At 56.0% G+C, this 22,848-nt stretch carries 18 protein-coding genes and 1 tRNA gene; 10 read left to right on the top strand and 9 right to left on the bottom strand.

Features of this window, described 5'->3' with window-relative positions; all coding sequences use genetic code 11:
- The first annotated feature begins 344 nt into the window (after positions 1 to 344).
- From M5R41_10905 to M5R41_10930, 6 genes are all read left to right on the top strand, one after another.
- Positions 345 to 1,442, top strand: coding sequence for an OprO/OprP family phosphate-selective porin (locus M5R41_10905; protein ID MCZ7556898.1), 1,098 nt, complete (start codon positions 345 to 347; stop codon positions 1,440 to 1,442).
- Positions 1,429 to 1,980 (top strand): FMN-binding protein, encoded by a 552-nt coding sequence (locus M5R41_10910; GenBank protein ID MCZ7556899.1) that lies wholly within the window; start codon positions 1,429 to 1,431, stop codon positions 1,978 to 1,980. The genes M5R41_10905 and M5R41_10910 overlap by 14 nt, the downstream gene beginning before the upstream one ends.
- Positions 1,977 to 2,489, top strand: a complete 513-nt coding sequence (locus tag M5R41_10915; protein ID MCZ7556900.1) for a hypothetical protein — start codon at positions 1,977 to 1,979, stop codon at positions 2,487 to 2,489. Before M5R41_10910 ends, M5R41_10915 begins: the two co-directional genes overlap by 4 nt.
- A gap of 201 nt (positions 2,490 to 2,690) precedes the next feature.
- A tRNA-Val gene (locus M5R41_10920) sits at positions 2,691 to 2,765 on the top strand.
- 105 nt (positions 2,766 to 2,870) lie between these two features.
- Positions 2,871 to 3,668 carry a hypothetical protein gene (locus M5R41_10925; protein MCZ7556901.1) on the top strand — a complete coding sequence of 266 codons (798 nt, stop codon included), beginning with the start codon at positions 2,871 to 2,873 and terminating at the stop codon, positions 3,666 to 3,668.
- 72 nt (positions 3,669 to 3,740) lie between these two features.
- Complete coding sequence (locus tag M5R41_10930; GenBank protein ID MCZ7556902.1) at positions 3,741 to 4,478, top strand: Bax inhibitor-1/YccA family protein; 738 nt, start codon at positions 3,741 to 3,743, stop codon at positions 4,476 to 4,478.
- 116 nt (positions 4,479 to 4,594) lie between these two features.
- Here M5R41_10930 and M5R41_10935 read toward each other — a convergent pair whose 3' ends face one another.
- Positions 4,595 to 5,077 (bottom strand): hypothetical protein, encoded by a 483-nt coding sequence (locus M5R41_10935; GenBank protein MCZ7556903.1) that lies wholly within the window; start codon positions 5,075 to 5,077, stop codon positions 4,595 to 4,597.
- A 171-nt stretch (positions 5,078 to 5,248) separates the two neighbouring features.
- Between M5R41_10935 and M5R41_10940 the strand changes: the two genes are divergently transcribed.
- The gene (locus M5R41_10940) at positions 5,249 to 7,075 is read left to right on the top strand and encodes a M14 family metallopeptidase (protein ID MCZ7556904.1); all 1,827 of its coding nucleotides are present in this window, start codon (positions 5,249 to 5,251) and stop codon (positions 7,073 to 7,075) included.
- Between the two features lie 10 nt (positions 7,076 to 7,085).
- Entirely contained in the window at positions 7,086 to 9,074 is a 1,989-nt protein-coding gene (locus tag M5R41_10945) for a S9 family peptidase (protein ID MCZ7556905.1), read from the top strand.
- 66 nt (positions 9,075 to 9,140) lie between these two features.
- Here the strand turns inward: M5R41_10945 and uvrB are convergent, their stop codons facing one another.
- Positions 9,141 to 11,165, bottom strand: a complete 2,025-nt coding sequence (gene uvrB / locus M5R41_10950) for an excinuclease ABC subunit UvrB (GenBank protein ID MCZ7556906.1) — start codon at positions 11,163 to 11,165, stop codon at positions 9,141 to 9,143.
- Positions 11,166 to 11,307: 142 nt separating this feature from the next.
- Positions 11,308 to 12,201, bottom strand: a complete 894-nt coding sequence (locus M5R41_10955; protein ID MCZ7556907.1) for an SDR family oxidoreductase — start codon at positions 12,199 to 12,201, stop codon at positions 11,308 to 11,310.
- Between the two features lie 224 nt (positions 12,202 to 12,425).
- Between M5R41_10955 and M5R41_10960 the strand changes: the two genes are divergently transcribed.
- A complete protein-coding gene (locus M5R41_10960) occupies positions 12,426 to 13,961 on the top strand; it encodes a DEAD/DEAH box helicase (GenBank protein ID MCZ7556908.1) in 1,536 nt (511 codons plus the stop codon).
- A gap of 73 nt (positions 13,962 to 14,034) precedes the next feature.
- On the opposite strand, the gene clpX is transcribed toward M5R41_10960, so the two are convergent.
- From clpX to ggt, 3 genes are all read right to left on the bottom strand, one after another.
- A complete protein-coding gene (gene clpX / locus M5R41_10965) occupies positions 14,035 to 15,288 on the bottom strand; it encodes an ATP-dependent Clp protease ATP-binding subunit ClpX (GenBank protein MCZ7556909.1) in 1,254 nt (417 codons plus the stop codon).
- Between the two features lie 96 nt (positions 15,289 to 15,384).
- Entirely contained in the window at positions 15,385 to 15,951 is a 567-nt protein-coding gene (locus M5R41_10970; protein ID MCZ7556910.1) for a hypothetical protein, read from the bottom strand.
- Positions 15,952 to 16,494: 543 nt separating this feature from the next.
- On the bottom strand, positions 16,495 to 18,219 hold the full coding sequence (gene ggt / locus M5R41_10975; GenBank protein MCZ7556911.1) for a gamma-glutamyltransferase: 1,725 nt from the start codon (positions 18,217 to 18,219) through the stop codon (positions 16,495 to 16,497).
- Between the two features lie 312 nt (positions 18,220 to 18,531).
- Between ggt and M5R41_10980 the strand changes: the two genes are divergently transcribed.
- Positions 18,532 to 20,640 (top strand): S9 family peptidase, encoded by a 2,109-nt coding sequence (locus tag M5R41_10980; GenBank protein ID MCZ7556912.1) that lies wholly within the window; start codon positions 18,532 to 18,534, stop codon positions 20,638 to 20,640.
- 80 nt (positions 20,641 to 20,720) lie between these two features.
- On the opposite strand, the gene M5R41_10985 is transcribed toward M5R41_10980, so the two are convergent.
- Genes M5R41_10985 through M5R41_10995 form a run of 3 tightly spaced genes read right to left on the bottom strand, consistent with a single transcriptional unit; the run spans position 20,721 to position 22,834 of the window.
- Entirely contained in the window at positions 20,721 to 21,398 is a 678-nt protein-coding gene (locus M5R41_10985; GenBank protein ID MCZ7556913.1) for a T9SS type A sorting domain-containing protein, read from the bottom strand.
- Between the two features lie 21 nt (positions 21,399 to 21,419).
- Positions 21,420 to 22,274, bottom strand: coding sequence for a DUF5777 family beta-barrel protein (locus M5R41_10990; GenBank protein MCZ7556914.1), 855 nt, complete (start codon positions 22,272 to 22,274; stop codon positions 21,420 to 21,422).
- Entirely contained in the window at positions 22,271 to 22,834 is a 564-nt protein-coding gene (locus M5R41_10995) for a YceI family protein (GenBank protein MCZ7556915.1), read from the bottom strand. The genes M5R41_10990 and M5R41_10995 overlap by 4 nt, the downstream gene beginning before the upstream one ends.
- Positions 22,835 to 22,848 lie beyond the last annotated feature (14 nt).

The raw sequence follows: 22,848 nt of genomic DNA on the forward strand, positions 1-22,848 counted from the left end.
GCGCAGGGAATATTCTCGCGGGACCTCCAGACGGCGCCATCCACATAAAACAGCGTCGCATGGTGGGGCATGGGTGATACGGGATGAGGCAGAGACGAAAGAGCGCTTCAGCCGTCATGGCCTTGAAGCACCGTCATTGCTGTGCGCCTGCGCACTCCTGCGAATTTCCTTCCGTTTTCGCACTCCGCACGACGGCACTCCTCCTGCGCTTTGTCACCCCGGAAAGCCCGTCCGGCGAATGAAAATAATTTCAGATCCTCGTGGGATTTTTCTTGCTTTTCTCGTATGCGAGCATTTATCTTTATTTGTACCAAATCTAAATTACTCTGTCGTTAGGAGTACATATGACAACATTTCGCTTCATTTTTGCCATTACCTTCTTCCTCGCAACTACGCACGTTTTTTCGCAGAACACCGGCACCAGTGTGGGCGGTTACGGCGAGGTACATTACAACGAGCCCGAGGGTTCGCGGAAGGGCACAGTCGACATGCACCGATTCGTCATCTATCTCAATCATCAATTCAACGACTGGATCGGATTTTTCTCGGAAACCGAGATCGAACATACCTGGTTTTCATCCTCCGGCGGTCCGGGTGAACTGGGTATTGAGCAGGCTTTCCTTGAGTTCACACCGTGGAAGAAATTCGGCATACGCGCCGGCATCCTGCTCCCGCCGGTGGGAATCATCAATCAGGTCCACGAACCGAACACTTTCCATGGGGTGGAACGCCCGAGCTTCCACCGCGTGATCATTCCGACGACCTGGCGAGAAGCCGGAGTCGGCGTGTTCTCCAGTCCGATTGACGGGCTGCATGTGCAACTCTACACCGTGTCCAGCTTCAAAGGCGACGGACTTAATGCGTCCAATGGACTCCGCGGCGGGCGCTGGAAGGCCGCAGAAGCCTCCACTGCCGACATGGGTTTCACCGGCCGCGTGGATGTATTACCTTTGGCCGGGCTGTCTCTGGGTGCGTCCTTCTTTACCGGCGGACTCACCGGCGGCGACGAAGCGCTCGGTGATGCTTCGACAAGTATTCTCGCAGGCGACGTGCGTTACAGCATCGGCGGACTCGAGCTTCGCGGTGAGGCGGCAATGATTTCCGTCACCGACGCCGACAAGCTCAACGCGGCCTTCAACAAACAGGTTGCCGACAAGATGAACGGCTTTTACATCGAGGCCGCCTATGATTTCCTTCGGCATCTCGCGGAGACGGAACAGCAGCTTTTCGTGTTCGGACGCTATGAGGCATACAATACGCAGGCGGAAACCACCGGCTTCGAAGCTCTCAGGCAGTACGACCGCAACGACACGACGATCGGACTTACCTATAAGCCCGATCCCGCAGTCGCGGTCAAACTCGATTATCAGATGTTCGATCATGCCGCTGCCGACAAAGCGACCGGTCAGCTGAATATCGGTATCGGCTATGCGTTTTTCTGACATCGCATACATCCTCTTCTTCCTTCCAATCCTCCTCAGCGGGACTGCCTACGCGCAGTCCCGCTACGACGTACAATCCACCATTCAGCGGCTCTACGGTGCGAATGCGAAAGTCGTACCCGCACAGCTCAAACTGACTCCGGAAACGGTCGCGCGACTGAGCGCGAGCTCCGGCGTCGCACATCCCTGGAATGCGGTGGAGGCATTGCGTGTCGTACGCGGTAGCGGCACCGCCGGCTGGGCGTTCATTGACAATGTAAAGGGAAAATCACGTCCGATTACGTACCTCGTGTGTTTCGACGGTGAAGCGAAAATTCTGGACGTCGAAATTCTGGAATACCGCGAGTCGCATGGCGGAGAAGTGGCCTCCGATATGTTCCGTGCGCAGTTTCGCGGTAAAAGCGACGAGGACCGTTTGCTCGTCGGCCGCGACATTCGGAACATCAGCGGAGCGACCATCAGTGTACGCAGCGTCACGAAGGGGACGAAAGCGCTTGCCGCGCTTGCACGGCATCTCATGAACGGGAGCAACCCATGATCTCGTTGCCGGCTCTGCACCTGCTTCCCACATCCCTGCGCCTCTTCCTGACCGCGTTTCTGCTGGCTGCGGCCTTCGGCTTCGTCCATGGCCTGCTCTTTGTGGAGCATACGACCAGGCTGTCCACCGACGGTATCGCGGAGCGTTACCGCGGCACGGAAGCAATGGGCCTCGATCCCGCCACGCTGCCGCCGGAGCGGGAGATACAGTACGAAAAATCGGAAGCGGAAATCCTGAATATCACGCACGCCCACATTATCACGCTTTCCCTGCTCTTTCTCGCCGTTGGCGGCATCTTTGCGTTGAGTACCGGACTCCCGTCATGGTTACGGGGATTCGTCCTGGTCGAACCGTTTTTCAGCATCGCTCTCACCTTCGGGGGTATGTGGCTCGTGCGCTTTTCCCATCCCGCCTGGAGTGCGCTCATGGCGGTCAGCGGCCTGGCGATGACGTTCAGCTTTTTTCTGATGACGGGCTGGAGTATCTGGAGCATGTGGCGTCGCCGCTGACGATCAACCTCTGTCATTCCGCGACACATCTCGCCCGATCCACCTGTTGCGTCTCTACGAAACGTGCCCAGCCCTCGCTCTCGACCTGCCTCCGCCGCGCGCACGGCACCGCGGCCGGCCCGGGCTGAGTCATGAGCCGGGCTGCGTTATCTGTCGAGTATACATTCTCAACGAATATTTTGCTATATTTGGTATTGCTTCGGGCAGTTAGCTCAGCCGGTTCAGAGCGTCTGGTTTACACCCAGAAGGTCGGGGGTTCGAATCCCTCACTGCCCACACCTCCCGTCCATGAAGCCGTACACGCATGTCCAGTCAGCTCACCGGGACAGACTCCGGCGCCATGTCACGCGGCCAAGCCCTCTCACTTTGCAGGAAACTTCCATGCGCAATTTTTCTCTGCTGTTCATCACCCTGAGCGCCGTTCTCCTTGCCGCCTGCGGATCCGGAAACAATGGCGACGCCCTCCGCGACGATCCACCGACCGTAAAAGTGTACGCCGTCAAGAACGTGAAAATCGAGTACGAATACAGCGGCGCGGCCAAGGGGAGTAAAACCCACCTCATCGCGAATTACGGGATGTATCAGCGAATGGAAGATGACCTCACCTATACGTTGGGTGGAAACGAACGAACGGTCAGCATCATCGATATCATCGCAGATACCGTGCAATATCACATAGACAAAACGAAGAACAGCGGCACCCGGACGTCCTTCGAAGTCGCGCGGCTGGAAAAACTCGTCGATGGTTATTCCCCGCAGGAGCTGAAAGATTTCCAGGCCAGTTACCTGCTGAAAAGCGGTGCGAAGGTTATCGGCAAGGAAACCATTCTGGGGAAAGAATGCACGGTCTACGACCTGGCCATGTCCGGCGTGGTCGTTTCCCTGTGGAACAGTGTCACCATGCGCTCGAAAATCAAAATGGGCGACAGTGAGATTATCATGACCGCCGTGGATATCGATGAATCGTTCTCTCCGGACGCGGACATGTTTGCCCCCCCGAAAGATGCGAAAATCGAGGAACCGCGCATCATCAGCAATTTCCCTGAAGGGCATCCTCCTGTTGACGGCCCATCCGATAGTCAGATGCCCGAGGGACATCCCCCCGTAGATGCACCCGGAGGCTCCGCACTGCCTGAAGGACACCCGCCCGTCGACGCTCCGTCCGGGGCACAGCGCTAGGCGTGTGAACCACGGCAGACATTTCGCTGTTATGGAAGCTGCATCAGTTTCACGCATTGGAGGCGAACTACAATGAATTCCGGCAATCCCTTTCTCAAAGAATCACGGCTCCGCGCGATACAGGAATCCGCTGTCGGCTCCGAGACGATGAGCTTCAACGGCGCGCTGAATAAAACGGCGCTGCTTTTTCTGATTCTTCTCGTCGGCGCCTCCTGGACCTGGTCGGATATGAGCTGGACCGGTGCACAGGGTTTTTCAGGAAAAATGCTCATCGGCTTGCTTGGCGGCTTCGTGCTTGCCCTTGTCACCGCGTTCAAGCCTCATCTCGCGCGCTACATCTCCCCGGTGTATGCGTTTCTGCAGGGTATGTTTCTCGGCGGACTTTCCTCGATATTTGAGGGGATGTACCCCGGCATCGTCATACCCGCCATCGTACTCACGTTCGGTATCATGGTCGGTATGCTCGTGACGTATCGATCGGGACTGATCAGAGTCACGGAAAAATTCCGCATCGGCGTCATCAGCGCCACCATGGGTATAGCGCTGTTTTACCTCATCGCAATGGGACTGGGGTTCTTCGGCATCAGCATCCCTTTTCTCTTTGAAGGCGGGATGTTCGGGATCCTCTTCAGTCTCTTCGTCATCGTCATCGCAGCGCTCAATCTCGTTTTGGACTTCGATATGATCGAGCAGCTCTCCGCGGCCGGCATGCCGAAGCATATGGAATGGTATGGTGCCTTCGCGTTGATGGTGACACTCGTGTGGTTATACATCGAGATACTCCGTTTGCTTGCAAAAACCCGGGAATGACCTCTCCCCTGGGAGATGAGGACAACAGATGTGTTGTCAGGAAAAGAAGAGCGGAAGCACTATGGCTTCCGCTCTTTTTATATCATGGGGATGCTGTGTGCAATGGCGATGCAGAACTAGATCCTTCGCACCTCGGGGGCAGGCACATCGCTGCCAGTATACGGACAGGATGGCGTCGGTTTCGCGCCGGAATACGGGCACAGTTTCTGACTCTCCGCACTCTCCGTTCCGGAGTCGGCGTTCTTTTCCAGCACAACGCTGATGCCATGTCGCTCAAGCAGGTGAAGAGCCGTCCAGGTGCAGAAGGCACCATGAGAAGCGGTAACGGTAATGCGGTCGCGCTCGACATCGGCAGACTGTACTCCGCTTAGTGCCGAGAGAAGTTTTTGCGAGAGCTCCCGTTGTCTCTCGTCACCCTTCACCACAAACACGTGTATGCTTGCCGGCAACGGCTCCGGAGCGGCTGTGACAGACTCAGCGACGCGATGTTTGCTATATGCGTTCATGCCTCGTTCGGATGCGGGAAAAATGACAAACAGCGCGACAACGACGGTGAGAAATAACAGCACGGTGGTGGATATATGAATCTTGCTGCGCATGGAAGCACCTCATGGGTTGTGTATGAAGGATGCAACACGCGGGTCAGTGGGAGAATTCCCGGACGGTATTGCATGACGCACGGAGATTACGGATTTTCAAAAATGCGTCTTTTCGACCTGTGCTCCTTTGGTCCCTTCCTTCTGAATCACATGATGCACTCACGGATTTTCATGCACAAACCATTCCATATCCTCTGTCTCGGTGTTGCTATCACTGTAGCGCACCTTGTTCCCGCAGTCGCGCAAGAAGGCTGGCTCACGCATTTCGAGAAAAGCGGTTTTCGTTCCTCGCCCGACTATGCCGAGACCATGCGATGGCTGAACCGGCTCGACAGCGCGTCGGAATGGATCTCCGTACAGTCCTTCGGCCTTTCACCGCAAGGGCGTGCCTTGCCCTTGGTCATCGTATCGAAGGACGGCACATTCAATCCGCAGGCGGCACGCGCCGGAGGAAAAAACATCATCCTCATTCAAGCGGGAATTCATTCCGGCGAAATTGACGGCAAGGATGCGGGCATGATGCTTCTGCGCGAAATAGCCGTCACACGTACGCTTGCGAAACTCGCCGACCATGCGGTCATTCTCTTCATGCCTATCTTCAATGTTGACGGACACGAGCGCCGCAGTCCCTTCAATCGCATCAATCAGGACGGTCCGGACACCATGGGGTGGCGCGTCACGGCGACCAACCTGAACCTCAACCGGGATTACATGAAGGCCGACGCTCCTGAAATGAAGGCCTGGCTCCGTACTTTCAACGAATGGATGCCGGATATGCTCATCGACTGTCATGTGACAGACGGCATTGATTTTCAGTACAATCTCTCGTACGCCGCGGAAACCTACGGGAACATGCATCCCATCGTTGCGGACTGGCAGAACCGCCTTCAGTATTGGTTCATCGATGCCATGGAGAAGGCGGGCGACCCTGTCATTCCGTACGTTTTTCCGCGCGAGAACAACGATCTCTCCAAAGGGCTCGTGGACTGGGCTTCGCAGCCCCGTCTCAGCACGGGATATGCCGCAGTGCGTAACCGGGCCAATCTGCTCATAGAAACGCACAGCCTGAAACCCTTCAAAGACCGCGTGTACGCCACGTACAGATTGCTGCAGGCCGTCCTGGAATTCAATGCCGCATATCCGGGTACGCTTCGCGATGTCGTCCGTCGGGCGGAGGAAGACGACAGACAACGTTTCAGGTCCGGAGACACGACATCTTTTCCACTTCGGTTTCAGGCCACGGACAAGGCGGATACGATACAATTCAAGGGCTTCGCCACAGAGTTGCGGAACAGTTCGGTGTCGGGAGGGACATACATCTGGTGGGATCATTCGCAACCGCAGACCGTATCGATTCCTCTCTACCGCGATGTGCAGCCGACACTCGGCGTCCGTCCGCCCCGCGCATACATTATTCCGCAGGAATGGACGGAGGTGCTTTCGATACTTCGGCTGCACGGCGTCCAATTGCATCGAACGAGCCGGGACGCGAACATTTCCTGCGAGCGAAGCACCTTCAGCAAAGCGGTGTGGAGAACACGGCCGTACGAAGGGCGCGTACCTGTGAACGTCGAGACACGCAAGGACACGGCGACACTGCGCATTCCCGCCGGCTCCTTCGTGGTGGATCTCGCGCAATCGTCCGCGCGGGTGGCGATCAATCTTCTTGAAGCCGATGCTCCGGATTCGTTTGTCTTTTGGGGTTTTTTCAACGCCGTTTTCGAGCAAAAAGAATACTACGAAGCATACATGATGGAAGCCATCGCACCGGAAATGCTGCAGCGGGACGAGAAACTCCGCGAGGAGTTCGAACAGCGTCTCGCTTCGGACACCGCTTTCGCCTCATCGCCGAGAGCGCGACTGGATTTTTTTTATGAGCGCTCGCCCTGGTATGATACAGGAATGAACGTCTATCCCGTACTTCGCTGCATGTCGCTGGACGGTCTGCCGCTGCTGCGCGAGGAAGAATGGCAAGCGCATGCTTCTGACGCTCAATGAGAGGATATCCATGCGACTTCAACTTGTTCTTGTACTCAACATCGTTTTGACCGTCGCTTCGTCGTCCCAGCAACGTCCACTGACGCCGGTGGACAAAGCATTGTTTCGTACGCCGGCGACACCGGTACTCTCGCCGGTGTCGAACGCCGTGGCCTACACCATTCGCGAGGCCGACACCGCCGCCAATCGCTGGATTACCCATGTGCATCTGCTGGATGCCGCAGGAAACGGCAGACAGCTGACACGCGGGGCGGAGTCGTGCACTGCGCCGGCATGGTCGCCTGACGGCGCGCTGGTAAGTTTTCTCTCCACGCGTGCAGGCCTGGGCGCGAACGGAGAACGCTCGAAGGGGAATACGGCCCTGTTTGGCATTCCGATGACCGGCGGTGAGGCGCGTCTGCTTGCCGCACCCGAAGAGGATGTTCTTGAGTACGTCTGGTCTCCCGACGGATCACACATCGCCTTCCTTACGATGGGAGCGCTGCCGGACAGCTCTCTGGCCATCCAAAAGCGTCGGGCACAGCGCAAACTCAACCTCACGGCAGCGTCCGATCCCAAGCCGGGCCGCACGCTCTGGCTGCTGACTGTTTCATCGGGCCAGATACGGCGGATCGCCGATCTCGACGGCGGGGTGGCCAACTTCGTCTTCTTTCCGGACGGAGAGCGGCTGGCCTATCAGACCAATTACTCCGGGGAGTACAATGATGAACAGAAGCACGATCTATGGGTGACAGACCTCTCCGGCGTGACCACGCGGCTCACCGACATGGATGGTCCGGAAAGAAAACCACGCATCTCCCCCGATGGCCGTTTCATAGCCTATCTCAGTCAGACCGTACCGGATATCGAGTTCGCGAAAACGGAAATCTCTTTGCTCGATATGACGACCCGACAAACCCGGAGGGTCACCGCCAACGCAATACATTCCGTCGCTGACATGCACTGGTTGCCCGACGGATCACTGCTGGCACTGTTCAATGTCGGCACTTCTGCGGAGTTGCATCTCGTTGACCCCGGAAGCGGAGCGCTGCGACGTGTCACAGATCCCGCCATTGTGGTTTCCGAGGTTCATGCCTCACGGAGCGGCACGGCGGTATTTACCGCCGAAGGTGTCGCCTCGCTCCGCGAACTCTATTTACAATCCCGCGACGGCAGCACGCTGCGCACCCGGTTTTCCGATCAACTCAAGCCCTTCCTCCTCGGCAAACAGGAAGTCATCACCATTCGAAGCGACGATAACCTCTTCGACATTGAGGCCGTTCTGGTAACACCGCCCACGATGAAGCCCGGCACTCCGGTGCCACTGCTCCTTGCGTATCATGGAGGACCGTACGGCGACTTCGACAACAAATTTTTCCAGGCGTATCCCGCTCATATTCTGGCGGCGCACGGTATAGCGACCGTCATGCCCAACGTCCGCGGCAGCTCCGGCTACAGCGATGCGTTCGGGCAGGCGAACCGTTATGATCTCGGCGGCGGCGATTTTCGTGATGCCATGCGCATCGTTGACGCGCTTGTCACGCGCGGGGTAGCGGACAGCGGCAGAATGGCAGTGATGGGCGGGAGTTACGGCGGGTACATGACGAATTGGACAATATCGCAAACACAGCGCTTCAAAGCGGCTGTATCGCTGTTCGGCATCTTCAGCTGGTTTACCGACTGGAGCAATTCCTGGCAACCAGTGTTTGAGGTCATGTATCTCGGATACAACTACTGGGAAAAACCGCTCGATATGAACAATCTCTGGATCGCACGTGCGCCGCAAACGTATGCGCGCAGTATCACGACGCCGACACTGATTCTCCAGGGTGACAAAGATCAATACACCAACCTCGCGAATTCACGCGAAATGTATCAGGCCCTGCACGCCCTCGGCTGCGAGGTGGAATTCGTTGTCTATCACGGTGCCGGACATGGACTGCGGAATACCCCAAATCAGTGGATTGACTCAATGGAACGTTCCGTGCAGTGGATACGCGGGAGAATAGACACGCGGTAAATCCGGAGGCCCGCCCGGCAAGATGCTGCGGTGCGCCTGCTGCGCGTCGGGTGATACGGACGGTACCTATGTGGCAGATTGGCCCGATATGCGCTGTATCTCATCGCGCAACTGCGCGGCGCGTTCGAACTCCAGGTCTTTCGCGGCTTCCATCATTTCTTTCTGAAGCTGGTCGAGCAGTTCCCGCTTCTGCTCGCTCGTCATGTAGCGGAGAACGGGTTCAGCTACCATGCGCGGCTTCTGTCTCTCGGCTATTCGTTCGTCGCGACGCGACTTGAGATCGGCAATAGCGGTGGAGTGCAGAATTTCCTCCATCGATTTCCTGATTGTCTCGGGATTGATGTTATTCTCGATGTTGTAGCTCGTCTGCAGATCCCGTCGGCGCCGGGTTTCATCCATGACCTTGCGCATCGAATCCGTGACGCGGTCGGCGTACATGATGACGCGCCCGTCCGCGTTTCGCGCTGTGCGTCCGGCAATCTGCATAATGGCGCTCTCGCTGCGAAGGAAGCCCTCCTTGTCCGCGTCCAGAATGGCGACGAGCGACACCTCCGGCAGATCCAGTCCCTCGCGCAGCAGGTTGACGCCGACCAGTACGTCGAAGCTTCCGAGACGCAAGTCGCGGAGAATTTCCACGCGCTCCAGTGAATCGATATCGGAGTGCATATAGCGTACGCGTATACCAATATTTTCCAGATACTCCGTCAAATCTTCGGACATGCGCTTCGTCAGCGTGGTGACAAGCACGCGCTCCTGTTTTACCGCACGGTCCCGTATTTCAGCGATCAGATCGTCAATCTGATTTTTGATCGGTCGGACTTCCATCGGCGGGTCGAGCAGGCCTGTGGGCCGGATGATTTGCTCAACAACGACACCACCGGATTGCGTGAGTTCGTGTGGCCCCGGAGTCGCGCTGACGAACACACATTGCCGTATCATCGCTTCAAATTCATCAAATTTCAATGGTCTGTTGTCAAGCGCCGACGGCAAGCGGAAGCCGTGCTCGACGAGCGTGCTTTTTCGCACTCTGTCACCGTTGTACATGGCGCGGATTTGCGGAAGCGTCTGGTGCGATTCGTCAATGATCATCAGGAAGTCATCGGGAAAATAATCCAGCAGACACTCGGGGCGTTCCCCTGGCGCTCTGCCGGCCAGGTGGCGCGAATAATTCTCGACTCCTGAGCAGTAACCGATTTCTTTCATCATTTCCAGATCGTAACGCGTTCGCTGCTCGAGACGTTGCGCCTCGAGATATTTTCCGCAGCTGCGAAAATATTCCAGACGTTCCTCGAGTTCCTTTTCTATGTCAACAATCGCGCGCTTGAGCTCTTCGTCGGTGGTGAGAAAATGCTTCGCGGGATACACTGCCGCCGATTCCACTTTCTCGAGGACTTTCCCTGTCATCCTGTCGACGAGCGACAGCGCCTCGATCTCGTCGCCGAAGAACTCCACTCGCAGCACTTCCTCGGATTCGAAGGCCTGAATGATCTCGATGACGTCTCCCCGGACCCGAAAGGTACCGCGCGTGAAATCGAAATCATTACGGACATAATGGATGCTGCTGAGCTTGCGCAGGAAATCGTTTCTCTCAATCTGCTCCCCCAGCCGGATAAGTACGAGTTGATCGGCGTAGGTGTTCTTCGAGCCGATGCCGTAGATGCAGGAAACCGATGCGATGATGACGACGTCGCGGCGTCCTTCCACCAACGCCGTAGTTGCCTTGAGTCGCAGGCGGTCAATCTCGTCATTGACCGCCATATCCTTCTCGATGTAGGTATCTGTGGAGGGAATGTAGGCCTCGGGTTGATAGTAATCGTAGTAGGAAATGAAGAACTCTACCGCGTTATGCGGAAAAAAGGACTTGAATTCTCCGTATAGTTGTGCCGCGAGTGTTTTGTTGTGCGAGATGACCAGGGTCGGCTTTCCGACCGTCGCGATGAGATTGGAAATCGTAAAGGTCTTTCCGCTGCCGGTGACCCCCAACAAGGTCTGATACCGGTCTCCCCGCTCAACGCCTTCCACCAACTGGCGTATGGCATCCGGTTGGTCGCCGGTCGGTTTGTATTCTGATTCGAGCTGAAACGCTTTCATGCTGTTTTCTTTCCAAATATGTGCATCCATCAATCTGCACAATACCACGGACATCCGGAAGAGTGGAGTTTCTACCGCTCGCGGCGGACCACTTCGCTGCGAGAGGGATGTGTTCGCTTCTCTCTCGTCATGCCACCGGTACTCACATGGATCTCATCGCCGCGAGCCCATCGTACACAGTGGTGAATTGAATACCGGTTCTCTCGATTGTTTTCGAACAATCGAGAGAACAGTCATCCGTAGAGCTCAGGGGCGGCTTTCGTTCGAGAACTGTTGCCGAGATTCCTTCCGTGGAAAAGCCATACGCCGCTGCGATACGGCAACCCGCTTCGTAGCGGGACAGTCGCTCCGGTCCTCCGGCATGGATGATCCCCGGCGCGATCTCCTCATGCAGAAGGACACGAACCAACTGCGCCACATCGGGGGCATACAACAGTGAACGGTATTGATTCGTGTACAGACGCAAAGGACGTCCGTCCCTGAGTGCGCTCAGTGTCCAGGCCAACATGGCACCTTCTCGGTTGAATGGTCCGGGGCCGTACATCAGCGCCGTACGGATACTATGCGCATCTGGGTGTATGCGGTGTATCGCCGTTTCAGCAGCGGCTTTGGTCACACCGTACACCGACACTGGTGAGGTTGCGGCATTCTCGTGGTATGGGCCGTCGGAACCGTCAAAAACCAGATCCGTCGAAATGTGAATGAGGCGAACACCAGCAGCAGCGCAGCACTCGGCAATGATGCGGGCGGAGGTGGTGTTGATCAATTGCGCCTGGGCGGGATCGGCATCGCAGGCAGCTCTGGACGCGATCGCGGCACAGTGAACGACAGCATCGAAATTGCGAAGAAGACCCGGCATGACTGATCCGACCATCTCAAGGTCGAAACGCACCCACGATGCGGCGACGGATCGGTCCGGCAGTGCTTGATGCCACGCACCCGTCACGTCTACCCCGACGGAAGTCAATCCGCGGGCGATGTTCCAGCCCAGAAAGCCGGCTGCACCGGTAATGAGAACTCGCTGCCGTTCCGGCATACTGTACCTCACCTCGTTCGTCAGTTCAAACATGGATCGCCGCGTCCCGCGTAAGCTGTGCGCAGGAATAGGACGAACTTTCTCGGTGCGCAGCCTCCGCGATACCGCTGTCGCATGGTACGAATTTTCTCCTGTTCATTGCGACACCCGGGACCCCCGACCGGATTACCATGGATTTTTTCGGTATATTTGATGATGCTAAAGAACAAAGAGAATTTCACGACATGACAGACGAGCTTCGTCCCCAACAAGAGCCCGACATAGAGGTCTTGTACGAACCGGATAATCCCCTGCCCGATTTCACCTTCACCGATCTCCCCGCTGCATTATCCTCACTGGTACAAGGTCTTGGTTGGTTCACCCCCACCCCCGTGCAGCGCAAGGCTATACCGTACGTCATGGCGGGCAGAGACATAATCGTCCAAGCGCGCACCGGCAGTGGGAAAACAGCGGCGTACCTGCTCCCGATTATCCAGCGCATCGACACCACGCAGGCCTGGTGTCAGGCGCTCATTCTCACGCCCACCCGCGAATTGGCCAAGCAGGTTCACGACGTTCTGATGCAACTCGTCGGTGACTCGGGTATCCGTTCAGCCCTCGTCTATGGAGGCGTGCGTTACAATGCGCAGATTCGCGATCTGAAAGAAGGCGCGCATATCATCGTGGGCACACCGGGCCGCGTGCTGGATCACCTCTACCGCGGCACACTCACACTGATGCGCGTGAAGATGCTTGTACTGGACGAGGCGGATGAAATGCTTTCGATGGGCTTTTATCCTTCGATGCGCAAACTCCGAAAGCAATTACCGGAAAAACGGCACACCTGCATGTTTTCGGCAACAATGCCGTATCATGTCGAGCAGCTCGCGCATGAGTTTCTGCAGAATCCCGACCGCCTGAGTCTGAGCAGAGGTAATCAATCCGTCTCCCAGCTCGAGCATTTGTACTATCTCTCGCCGGCGTTGCAAAAGGATCGGGTCCTTGTCCGTCTGCTTGAATACGAGAATCCGGAATCCGCAATCATTTTCACCAACACCAAGCGCGACGCCGAATATCTCTCGACGTTCATCAAGAATTACGGCATCGAAGCGCAGCATTTGACCGGCGACCTGCCGCAAAGTAAGCGCGAACGGCTGATGGATAACCTTCGAAGCGGAGAACTGCGCCTGCTTATCGCCACCGATGTCGCAGCGCGCGGCATTGATATCAGCGATTTGAGCCATGTGTTTCTCTATGACATTCCTGAACACGTCGAGGTGTATGTCCATCGGTCGGGGCGCACCGCCCGCGCCGGAAAAACAGGGATTGCCATCACCATTTGCGAGCAATTTCAGGAGAAAAAGCTTCTGGGTATCGCCAAACGCTATGGTTTCAGTATAGAAAAAAGCGAATTACCATCCGATGACGCGCTGCAGCAGAGATTGGCGGAACGGCTCACCGTCCATCTCGAACAGCAGATGATTGATCTTGCGATCATGGACAGGGAGCGGGCACAGCGCTTCTCTTCGCTCGCGGAGACGATGGCGCAGGACGAAGACCTCCGCCCTCTCCTTGCCATGCTTCTCGATCGTTCCTATGTGCAAGGGCTGCATGGACGCGTCTATGAGGGCAAGCCCCGATCCGCCGCAACGGAAGCCGTCCAGGGCACACCCGAGGGCGCAACGCGGGATAGCAAGAAAAAGCGCAAGCGTCGCGGCACACCGCGTCCGGAAGATGCGTCTGCAAGCGAGACTGCCTCCACGGTTCCGCCGGGCGAGTGATTCACCGGTACCTGTTTGAAAGAACGAGGCTGTCGATGGACAGCCTCGTATTGTTTACACGATGTTGAGTACTTCAGGCGGAGCGCTTCTGCTCACTGAAGGAGAGCACGGGATCGGCACCGTTATCGATGGTGTCGCGGGAAATGAAGCAGCGTGATACCTGTTCACGCGAGGGCAGATGATACATGATGTCCATCATCGCCTTCTCCAGAATGGAACGTAAGGCGCGAGCACCCGTGCCACGTTCCAGGGCTTTGTCAACGATAGCTTCGAGGGCATCGTGATCGAATTCGAGTTCGACACCTTCCATCTCAAACAGCTTCTTATATTGCTTTACCAGAGCGTTCTTCGGCTGGGTGAGGATATTACGTAATCCTTCCCGCGAAATCGGATGCAGCACGGACATAACCGGGAGACGCCCGATCAGTTCGGGGATGAGACCGAAACGCAGCATGTCGTCCGGCTCCACATGCGAAAGAACATGCAGCCTGTCGTGCTTGTTCATCGCTGTGGCATCGGATCCGAAACCGACCGGCACCTTGCCGGTTCTGCGTTGAACAATTGTTTCCAGACCTTCGAAAGCGCCACCGCAGATAAAGAGAATATCTTTGGTATTGATGTTTATCAAGGGCTGTTCCGGATGTTTGCGGCCTCCTTTGGGCGGCACGCCAACGATGGAGCCCTCGAGGATTTTCAACAGAGCCTGCTGAACACCTTCACCCGAAACATCGCGTGTGATGGATACATTTTCGCTCTTACGGGCAATCTTGTCTATCTCGTCAATGTAGATAATACCTTGTTCGGCACGCTGTACGCTATACTCCGCGTTCTGCAATAAATGCACGAGAATGGACTCGACATCATCGCCGACGTAGCCGGACTCGGTCAACGTCGTGGCATCAGCTATCGCGAATGGTACATCGAGAATGCGCGCGAGCGTTCTGGCCAGAAGGGTTTTCCCTGTTCCCGTTGGACCGATGAGGAGAATATTGCTTTTCTCGATCTCCACATCATCATCACTGAAAAACTGCTTCGATTCCAGGCGCTTGTAGTGATTATAGACGGCGACAGCAAGCGTCTTCTTCGCACTCTCCTGCCCGATAACATAGTCATCCAGGGCTTTCTTGATCTGCGCAGGTGCTCGCAGCTTCCGGGATTTCGCCGATGACGTGTTAAAGGCGGCGGCATTGCTTTTAAGAATGTCCACCGAACTCAATACACATTGATTGCATATGTACACATCGGGGCCGGCGATAATGCTCTCCACGTCACGTGATGAACGTCCGCAAAAGGAGCATTTGATGGTATCAGATTTCCGTGTACTCATCGTATCGTGATATATCGGGTAAGGGCGGTTGTAAAAATGCTGGTTCCGTTCCCTGGTCTGGAACGGAACCAGTAAGAAATAATACGCAAACGCGCTTTACTTTCCAATCTTCTTGAGGAAGTCTGCTTCGAGTTTCTGGAGCTGCTTGAGGAAATCCAGACGGGCTTCCGCCATGGCGATTTCCTTTGAGAGCGTTCCGCCCAGCAGACCGGAGACGGGGAGGTTTGCGGGCTGCGGAGCGGGTGCACTCGCGGGAACCGCCTTCTTCGGCCGTCCTGCCGCCTTACGGCGAGCCTTCGGTTTCGGTCCGGGTTTTTTCGCTGCCACAGGGGCGGGAGCGGTTTCCGCCTTGGGTTTCGGTCCCGGTTTTTTTCCGGCGGTCTTGGGCTTCGGGCCGGGTTTCTTGGACGCGGGCGTGGAGGCAACAGGCGCCGGAGCCGCTTTGGTCGTTCGCGGACTGGCAACAGCGTTGGGAGACGCCGCGAATTTTTCCTGGAATTTGTTGAAACGCGCGGCGACACTATCCGTCACACGCCCGGACTTCCCCGACTTGATGTTCCGCAGTGTGATATAGTTAATACCACTCTGAATCGAGACCTGACGCAGCGATGTGTGTTTCTCCATCACGGCGAGCGCGGCCCGGATTTTCTGCAGTTCGTCCATGAAATACTCCTGGGTTGATAAATGAAAGAAGAGAGGGTTGGTGTAGATGAGAGATGTAATTCTGAAATGAAAAATATATAATTCGGAAGTCACTGTCAACAAAATTATTCTCGGTGCGAGATTATGCGTGCCTGCGAAAGTGGTGTATCCCTCACCGTTGTCACATACCATGGCGTGCCTCATCCCTCCGTCACGGTATTTCCGGATCCACCGCATGACGGCTGATCCTGCGAAAAACGAGCTCAGGATTTTACACATCCCGGCACTAGTGCACATAGAAAGCCGATACCGGTTTGCCGGTGAATCACACATACGCTGCACCGAAAATCAGCAGCGCCGCCGCACCGGTGCCGCCGTTCGCTATCCCGGTGGCGCCGATCAGGTGCTCGCAGAGGAGTGGCGCATGCCGCCTCGGAGATGTGCATGAGATTGAGAATCGCGAGGGAGCGGCACGACCTCCGGTTGCTTTTCGACAGAGAGGTTCTTACGAAACTCAGCATCGGCGGACGCACCGGCGCAGGCAGGCCCGCAGTGCACGGTGCATCAGTTGGATGTGCCGGTACTCTTTACCGCCTTCGCTTTGCCATATCCGCGGGGATCGCTACAACCATACCATATCCCTGTGGTCGCATCGTACAATATCCCCTCCACTCTGCCGAACGGCTGCACTTCCTTCAATGTATGGCCTTTGCCGGAAAGCTGGATCCGGACCTCCGGCGCCAATGCACCACTCTCATACTCGATTCTGTCAGGATACCATTGATGGTGGAATCGCGGAGCGGCTATCGCGTTGTGCAGCGGCATATCGAATGCGACAATGTTCAGTATCGTCTGCAGCACCGAGGTTATAATTTTCGAACCGCCCGGACTTCCCGTAAGCAACCACGGTTTGCCGTCCTTGAGCACGATAGTGGGTGTCATGGAACTCAACATCCGTTTGCCCGGAGCTATGCTGTTCGCTTCACTTCCCAATAAGCCGAATTGATTCGCTGCTCCAGGCTTTACACTGAAATCATCCATTTCATTATTCAACAGCACTCCGGTCCCGGGGACGACATAGTATCCACCGAAGGTACTGTTGAGCGTCGTCGTGACACAGACAGCATTTCCCCGCGCATCCATAACGGCGAAGTGCGTTGTATTATCGCTCTCCCGCACGGGTAACGCCGTACCATGCAGCTCTGTACTGGGTGTCGCTCGGGCAGTATCGATGGCTTCATACCATGCCGCGACGGTCGAGGCGCTCAACAACGAGTCCACCGGAACGACCGTATACTCCGGATCTCCTCCGAATACCGCGCGATCCGCAAACGCTCTGCGCATGACTTCGGTCATGACATGCGCGGTCAATGCCGATGAGCGCGGCTCGATCAAACGGGGATAGTTCTCCAACACACCGAGCATCTGGAGCAGAGCGATGCCCCCGGAACTGGGGGGCGGCATGCTCAAGACCGCCAAACCACGGTATGATCCGCGCAGGGGAACGCGCTGCACACTGCGATAGTTAGCGAGATCCTCTTCCGTTATCAATCCACCATCCCGGCGCATCGCTTCCGCTATACTGCGAGCAGTTTCACCGCGATAAAAGCCATCACGTCCCGATATAATAATCCGCTCGATGCTCCGCGCCAGATCGCGTTGCCTCCATCTGACGCTCTTCCGTGGAACCTTGCCGCCGGGAAGAAAACAGCGAGATGTTGAAGTATATAATCGGAAGCTGTCGGCATATTTTTGCAGCAACGCACGCAGTCGCGGATGCGGGACAAACCCGTCGCGCGCGTAATGATACGCCGGGCGCAACACCTCTTCGCGCGTCATGCTTCCGTACTGTTCGAGCGCACGCAGAAATCCGTCCACAGTACCCGGCGTCCCTGCCGCCAGTGGTCCGCGCAGTGATGCATTCGTTCGTACGCTACCGTCACCGTGCAGATACATGTCGCGATGTGCGCCGGAGGGAGCTGTTTCGCGGGCATCAATCGCAGTTGTCCTGCCATCCGCCGTGCGGATGAGAATGAAAGATCCACCGCCGAGATTTCCCGCGGAGGGATAGGTGACCGCAAGGACAAAGCCCATTGCGACCGCCGCATCAACGGCGTTCCCTCCGTTTCGCAATACATTCACCCCGGCCTCGGTAGCAAGCGGACATGCGGAAACGGCCATACCGCCACGTCCCGCGACAAGTTCTCCCGCATTTTGTGCGTTCAGCAATCCGTTCACAGGCACGCAGAGGACGGAAAGCAGCGCGAGGAGATGTACTATTTTGTTCATCCGGTTCATCATCCTGGATAATATAACCATCAGCGATGATAGTATCCGCTGTGTCGCATCCGCCTGGGATGACGGAATACCCGGGAGCACGGGTATCCGTTGCGAGGATGCCAGAAAATCCTTGTTGCATGGCACGGCTTTTCGCGCTGTGTTCCGGTCATTGCGAGCAGACCTGCTCCTTCCCATGGACATGCACACAAAGGTACGGGTCACATTACACGCCGGCAGGCTGCATGTGGGGGTGGCGCCGCATCGTCCGGCTGAGTATATTAGTGTTATGTGTCCGATTCATTGTTCATTAAAGGATGTACGATGTACAAACAGCTGATACCTATCGGGCTGCTCCTTGCAGTCATGTTTCGCATCTCCGATGCCCAGAACCAGGCAGAACGTCGACCGATCTCTCCCGATGTGCAGAAGAAACTGCAAGCGCAGGTTCTCCAGCGGCAGCAGCAAGCGACCCGACTGATCACCGCCGAGGAGTTGCTCTCACTGAAACGTGTGGGCGGACCAAGCGTCTCCCCTGACGGGAAATGGATACTGTATTCCGTGAACACTCCCGACATCACAGAAAATCGCGGAAACACGGATTTATTCCTCCTCTCCATCGACGGTTCCATTCGCCGCCTGCTCGCCGCATCTCCGGCTGCAGACTACAACGGTGTGTGGTCTCCGGACGGCAAAACCGTCGCCTTTATTTCAACACGCGCAGGCACTCCGCAGATTTACACGATTCCGGTAGATGGTGGAGAAGCCGTCAAGGTGAGTGCTATCGAGAACGGCGTCAGCAATCTGTCCTGGTCGCCGGACGGCGCCTACTTTGCCTTCACTTCCGACGTGAAGGTCGGGAAAACCATTGCGGAGCGTTTCCCGAACAGAGCTAAAGCGAATGTCCGCATCTACGATCGCATCCATGTCCGCCACTGGGATGAATGGAACGATGAACTCTCCATGCATCTGTGTATCATGCCCGTACAGGGCGGACCCGCGGTGGATCTGATGGAGGGCGAGATGTTCGAAACGCCGATGAAACCCTTCGGCGGTGCCGAGCAGATTGCCTGGTCCCCCGATGGAAAGGAAATTGCCTACGTTTCCAAGAAAATCGAAAACTATGCGACCAGTACGAATTCGGATGTGTACATTGTCGACATCGCGAGCAAGGTGACACGCAATATTACCACTGGTCTTGTCGGCTTCGACCGTGATCCGGTCTACTCCCCCGACGGCCGCTGGATCGCGTTTCACTCAATGGAGAGGGACGGGCATGAAGCCGACAGAAACCGCCTCATGCTGTATGATCGAAAAAATGGCGACATTCGTGAGTTGTCGAAAAATCTCGATCAGTGGGTGGGAAGCACGAAGTGGGCGCCTGATTCGAAGTCTCTCTATTTCCAGGCGGAGGACGGCGCCACGGTGCAGATCTATCGCATGATACTCGACGGGTCCTTCGAAATTCTGACGGGGGGCCTGTTCAACCATGATGCCGGCCTGGATATTACTCCCGATGGGAAAACGCTGATATATGGCAGACGCAACTTCAACGCGCCAACGGAACTCTACGCACAGGAGGCGAAAAAAGGCGCCCGACCGCTTCCCCTGACCGCTGAAAACACAGCTTTTCTATCGAACATCCGGCAGGTCCGATTCGAAGAACGATGGATCCCCAGTACGGATGGAAAGAAAGTTCAGACCTGGATTGTGTATCCGCCGGATTTCGATCCGAAGAACAAATACCCGATGATCACCTACTGCCAGGGGGGACCTCAGGCGACCGTCAGCCAGTTTTTCAGTTACGCCTGGAACTTCCTGTTGATGGCGTCGAAGGGGTATGTGGTTGTCGCACCGAACCGGCGCGGACTTCCCGGCTTCGGTCAGGAATGGAACGATGCCATCAGTAAGGATTGGGGTGGCATGCCCATGCAGGATATTCTGGCGGCGACGGATGCGATGCTGAAGGAACCGTTTATCGACACGAAACAGGTATCGGCCATCGGTGCGAGTGCTGGCGGTTATGCGGTATTCTGGCTCGCCGGGAATCATCAGGGGCGGTTCAGCAGCTTTGTATCACACTGCGGCGTGTTCAACCTCGAGAGCATGTACGGCGCGACAGAAGAACTCTGGTTTACCAATTGGGAAAATGGCGGCCCCTACTGGGACCCGCGCTATACACCCAATTACGAAAAGCACTCCCCTCATCGTTATGCACAGAACTGGGACACACCCATACTCATCATCACCGGGGAGAAGGATTTCCGCGTTCCCTATACGCAAAGTCTCGAGGCATTCACGGTGGCACAGGTGAAGGGAATCCCCTCAAAGCTCATCGTGTATCCGGATGAAAATCACTGGGTACTGCGTCCACAGGAGCAGTTGATCTGGTTCGACGAATTTTTCGATTTTCTCGCCGAACATCGCAAGTAGCATCGGGGATCGAAATGGTACGGCGGCGTCCTGCATCAGTGCGGGACGCCGCCGTCACGTTGGGCTGGTAGTGCCGAATTCTATTGAATCATGACCATACGCTTGACCGCAGAAAACGTGCCCGCGGACATGCGATAGAGATACAACCCTGTAGCTGCGAGCTGTCCGTCGTTGTTGCGACCGTTCCATGTTGCGGAGTAAACTCCCGGTTGCATGACATCGTTGACCAACGTCCGCACAAGCGCACCGCCGACGCTGTATATCTCGAGACGCACGTGACCCGATAGGGGGACACCGAATTCTATTCTCGTGGTGGGGTTAAAGGGATTGGGATAATTCGTTCCGAGATGGTATTCCGCAGCAAGACCAACACGTGTTTCAACCGACGTTGTTTTCGGGAAATCCGTGGGATCTCCCGGATTCGTCACGAGACTGCGGTCGCCAGGCTGCGCCTGACCAGGGGTCCAGGAACCTGTCGGATCCTGCAATTCCTGTCCGTTGGTAAAGCCATCCCCGTCACTGTCAAGCTGCGCGAGTTCTGGTCCCCACTTCACACTGCCAGCCGCTCCCGACACCGTCAGGAAATTCCGCTGGATCTCTCTCCCGAACGCATTGCGATCCCCTCCGGGCACGACGTGACAGGTGAGGCAGGATTTCACGGTGCCGTGTGGGACCTGATTTTCGCGAAAGTTCCTTCCGATAAGAAAGGTGCCCGAGGTAATACCCAGAAGAAAAAAGAGTACTACGATTTTTTTCATATGTTCTCCAGAAAATCTGTTCTAAAATGTGAGCAAGCGCGTGATATTGAAGCCGATATGCAATTCTCCATCATTGAAGGAACTGCCGGCACCGGCCAAAAATTGGGTCGTGTTAAGCAGGGTGCTGTTGCTTAACAACACTTTGAAAAAATGTCCACCGGTCTCCAGTTCCACACCCACCGAGAGCGGATTGTGGCCCGAGCGCCATCCCGTCACCGTGGGATTCCATTCCAGAAGGACGTTCAGAACCCGCGTGATATAGTATTGGGCGTGCACACCAAGTGTAAAAGAGTACTGCCGCTCGGGACAAGGGAGATGACTGTTATTCAGATACGACGGGACGATGCCGAGCGCAAATCGTTCATCATACATCGTATTCAAAATCAACTGCGCGAACCATTGCGCGTTATCGGTATCCCAGGTATCCGTACCCGGCACATCCGTATTCCATGCGAGACCGGCGCGGGCGGCAACGAGCAGGGGCATCACCTCGTGGCGGATTGCGAGAAGCTTGTGCTTCACGGTCAGATCCAGGTTGTCCTGCACGTTGCTGCGCCCGAGCGTCACAACACCGTCATCACTCCAGGCATACCCCAACGCGAGACGAATGTTGACCGGTCCGTCGAAACCCCACAGCGTCGTACTGCCGTCTTTGATTGTCGGGATGAAACGGTGCGAAATCTCGAATTCAAAGTTCCCCTGCTGCATGGTGGTCGCGGTGGGCAGATTGACTGCATGCGTGGAATGGAACAGTTCCAGCGGCGGCGGTTCCGCTTCCTCGCTGCGCTTCCAGCCGGAACCATCCTGTGCGAGGCCTTGGGCACCGATGACCAGAGGAACAAGAAGGAAAAATAGTCGTAGCGCTCTGTGATTCATCCTTTGACCTTTTTCAAATACATATCGAGTTCGAGTTGCATGTCTTCGCTGATTTTCAGGAACATAAACTTCGGAACCTCGATGTTATGATCCGTGAGCTTGACGATGAAGGAAACCTTTGCGCGCATTCCGCTGGATGTGGGGGACAAGCTGGCTGTCACTTCCATGGTTTTCTTCACCCCGTGAATATCCATTGTGCCTTTCACCGCCGCTGTCCGGCCGGAGCCGGCATCGCGTACGCTGAGTATGCTTCCGGAAAATTTCGCATAGGGGTATTTGTCCGTGTGAAGATACTCTTCGCGCATATGCCTGTTGCGCAAACCAATTCCTGTATCAAGTGTTCGCAAATCCACCTCGAAATACAGCTCGCTGCTCTCGTTCAGACTGCTTCCGCTATGCTTGAGATATCCATCAATCCTGTTTGTCACTCCTTCGAAATCCTCTACCGGAGCGTCGGAGATGAACTTGACGACATTCTTCGCCTTCGTGTCCACGTGATACTCGACGATCTGCGCGGAGGCCGCGAAGCTGCACAACATGAGACAGATCAGGAATTTCATACAGTACCTCCATT

It is taken from the genome of Bacteroidia bacterium (assembly GCA_027493955.1).
Taxonomy (GTDB): domain Bacteria; phylum Bacteroidota; class Ignavibacteria; order SZUA-365; family SZUA-365; genus JAOSJT01.

Excerpts from the sequence above, each read along its gene's own strand:
- M5R41_10980 (MCZ7556912.1), top strand. The coding sequence starts at position 18,532 with ATGTACAAACAGCTGATACCTATCGGGCTGCTCCTTGCAGTCATGTTT.
- M5R41_10960 (MCZ7556908.1), top strand. The coding sequence starts at position 12,426 with ATGACAGACGAGCTTCGTCCCCAACAAGAGCCCGACATAGAGGTCTTG.
- M5R41_10905 (MCZ7556898.1), top strand. The coding sequence starts at position 345 with ATGACAACATTTCGCTTCATTTTTGCCATTACCTTCTTCCTCGCAACT.
- M5R41_10945 (MCZ7556905.1), top strand. The coding sequence starts at position 7,086 with ATGCGACTTCAACTTGTTCTTGTACTCAACATCGTTTTGACCGTCGCT.
- M5R41_10940 (MCZ7556904.1), top strand. The coding sequence starts at position 5,249 with ATGCACAAACCATTCCATATCCTCTGTCTCGGTGTTGCTATCACTGTA.
- M5R41_10915 (MCZ7556900.1), top strand. The coding sequence starts at position 1,977 with ATGATCTCGTTGCCGGCTCTGCACCTGCTTCCCACATCCCTGCGCCTC.
- M5R41_10955 (MCZ7556907.1), bottom strand. The coding sequence starts at position 12,201 with ATGCCGGAACGGCAGCGAGTTCTCATTACCGGTGCAGCCGGCTTTCTG.
- M5R41_10985 (MCZ7556913.1), bottom strand. The coding sequence starts at position 21,398 with ATGAAAAAAATCGTAGTACTCTTTTTTCTTCTGGGTATTACCTCGGGC.
- M5R41_10935 (MCZ7556903.1), bottom strand. The coding sequence starts at position 5,077 with ATGCGCAGCAAGATTCATATATCCACCACCGTGCTGTTATTTCTCACC.
- ggt (MCZ7556911.1), bottom strand. The coding sequence starts at position 18,219 with ATGAACAAAATAGTACATCTCCTCGCGCTGCTTTCCGTCCTCTGCGTG.
- clpX (MCZ7556909.1), bottom strand. The coding sequence starts at position 15,288 with ATGAGTACACGGAAATCTGATACCATCAAATGCTCCTTTTGCGGACGT.
- uvrB (MCZ7556906.1), bottom strand. The coding sequence starts at position 11,165 with ATGAAAGCGTTTCAGCTCGAATCAGAATACAAACCGACCGGCGACCAA.
- M5R41_10925 (MCZ7556901.1), top strand. The coding sequence starts at position 2,871 with ATGCGCAATTTTTCTCTGCTGTTCATCACCCTGAGCGCCGTTCTCCTT.
- M5R41_10995 (MCZ7556915.1), bottom strand. The coding sequence starts at position 22,834 with ATGAAATTCCTGATCTGTCTCATGTTGTGCAGCTTCGCGGCCTCCGCG.
- M5R41_10930 (MCZ7556902.1), top strand. The coding sequence starts at position 3,741 with ATGAATTCCGGCAATCCCTTTCTCAAAGAATCACGGCTCCGCGCGATA.
- M5R41_10910 (MCZ7556899.1), top strand. The coding sequence starts at position 1,429 with ATGCGTTTTTCTGACATCGCATACATCCTCTTCTTCCTTCCAATCCTC.
- M5R41_10990 (MCZ7556914.1), bottom strand. The coding sequence starts at position 22,274 with ATGAATCACAGAGCGCTACGACTATTTTTCCTTCTTGTTCCTCTGGTC.
- M5R41_10970 (MCZ7556910.1), bottom strand. The coding sequence starts at position 15,951 with ATGGACGAACTGCAGAAAATCCGGGCCGCGCTCGCCGTGATGGAGAAA.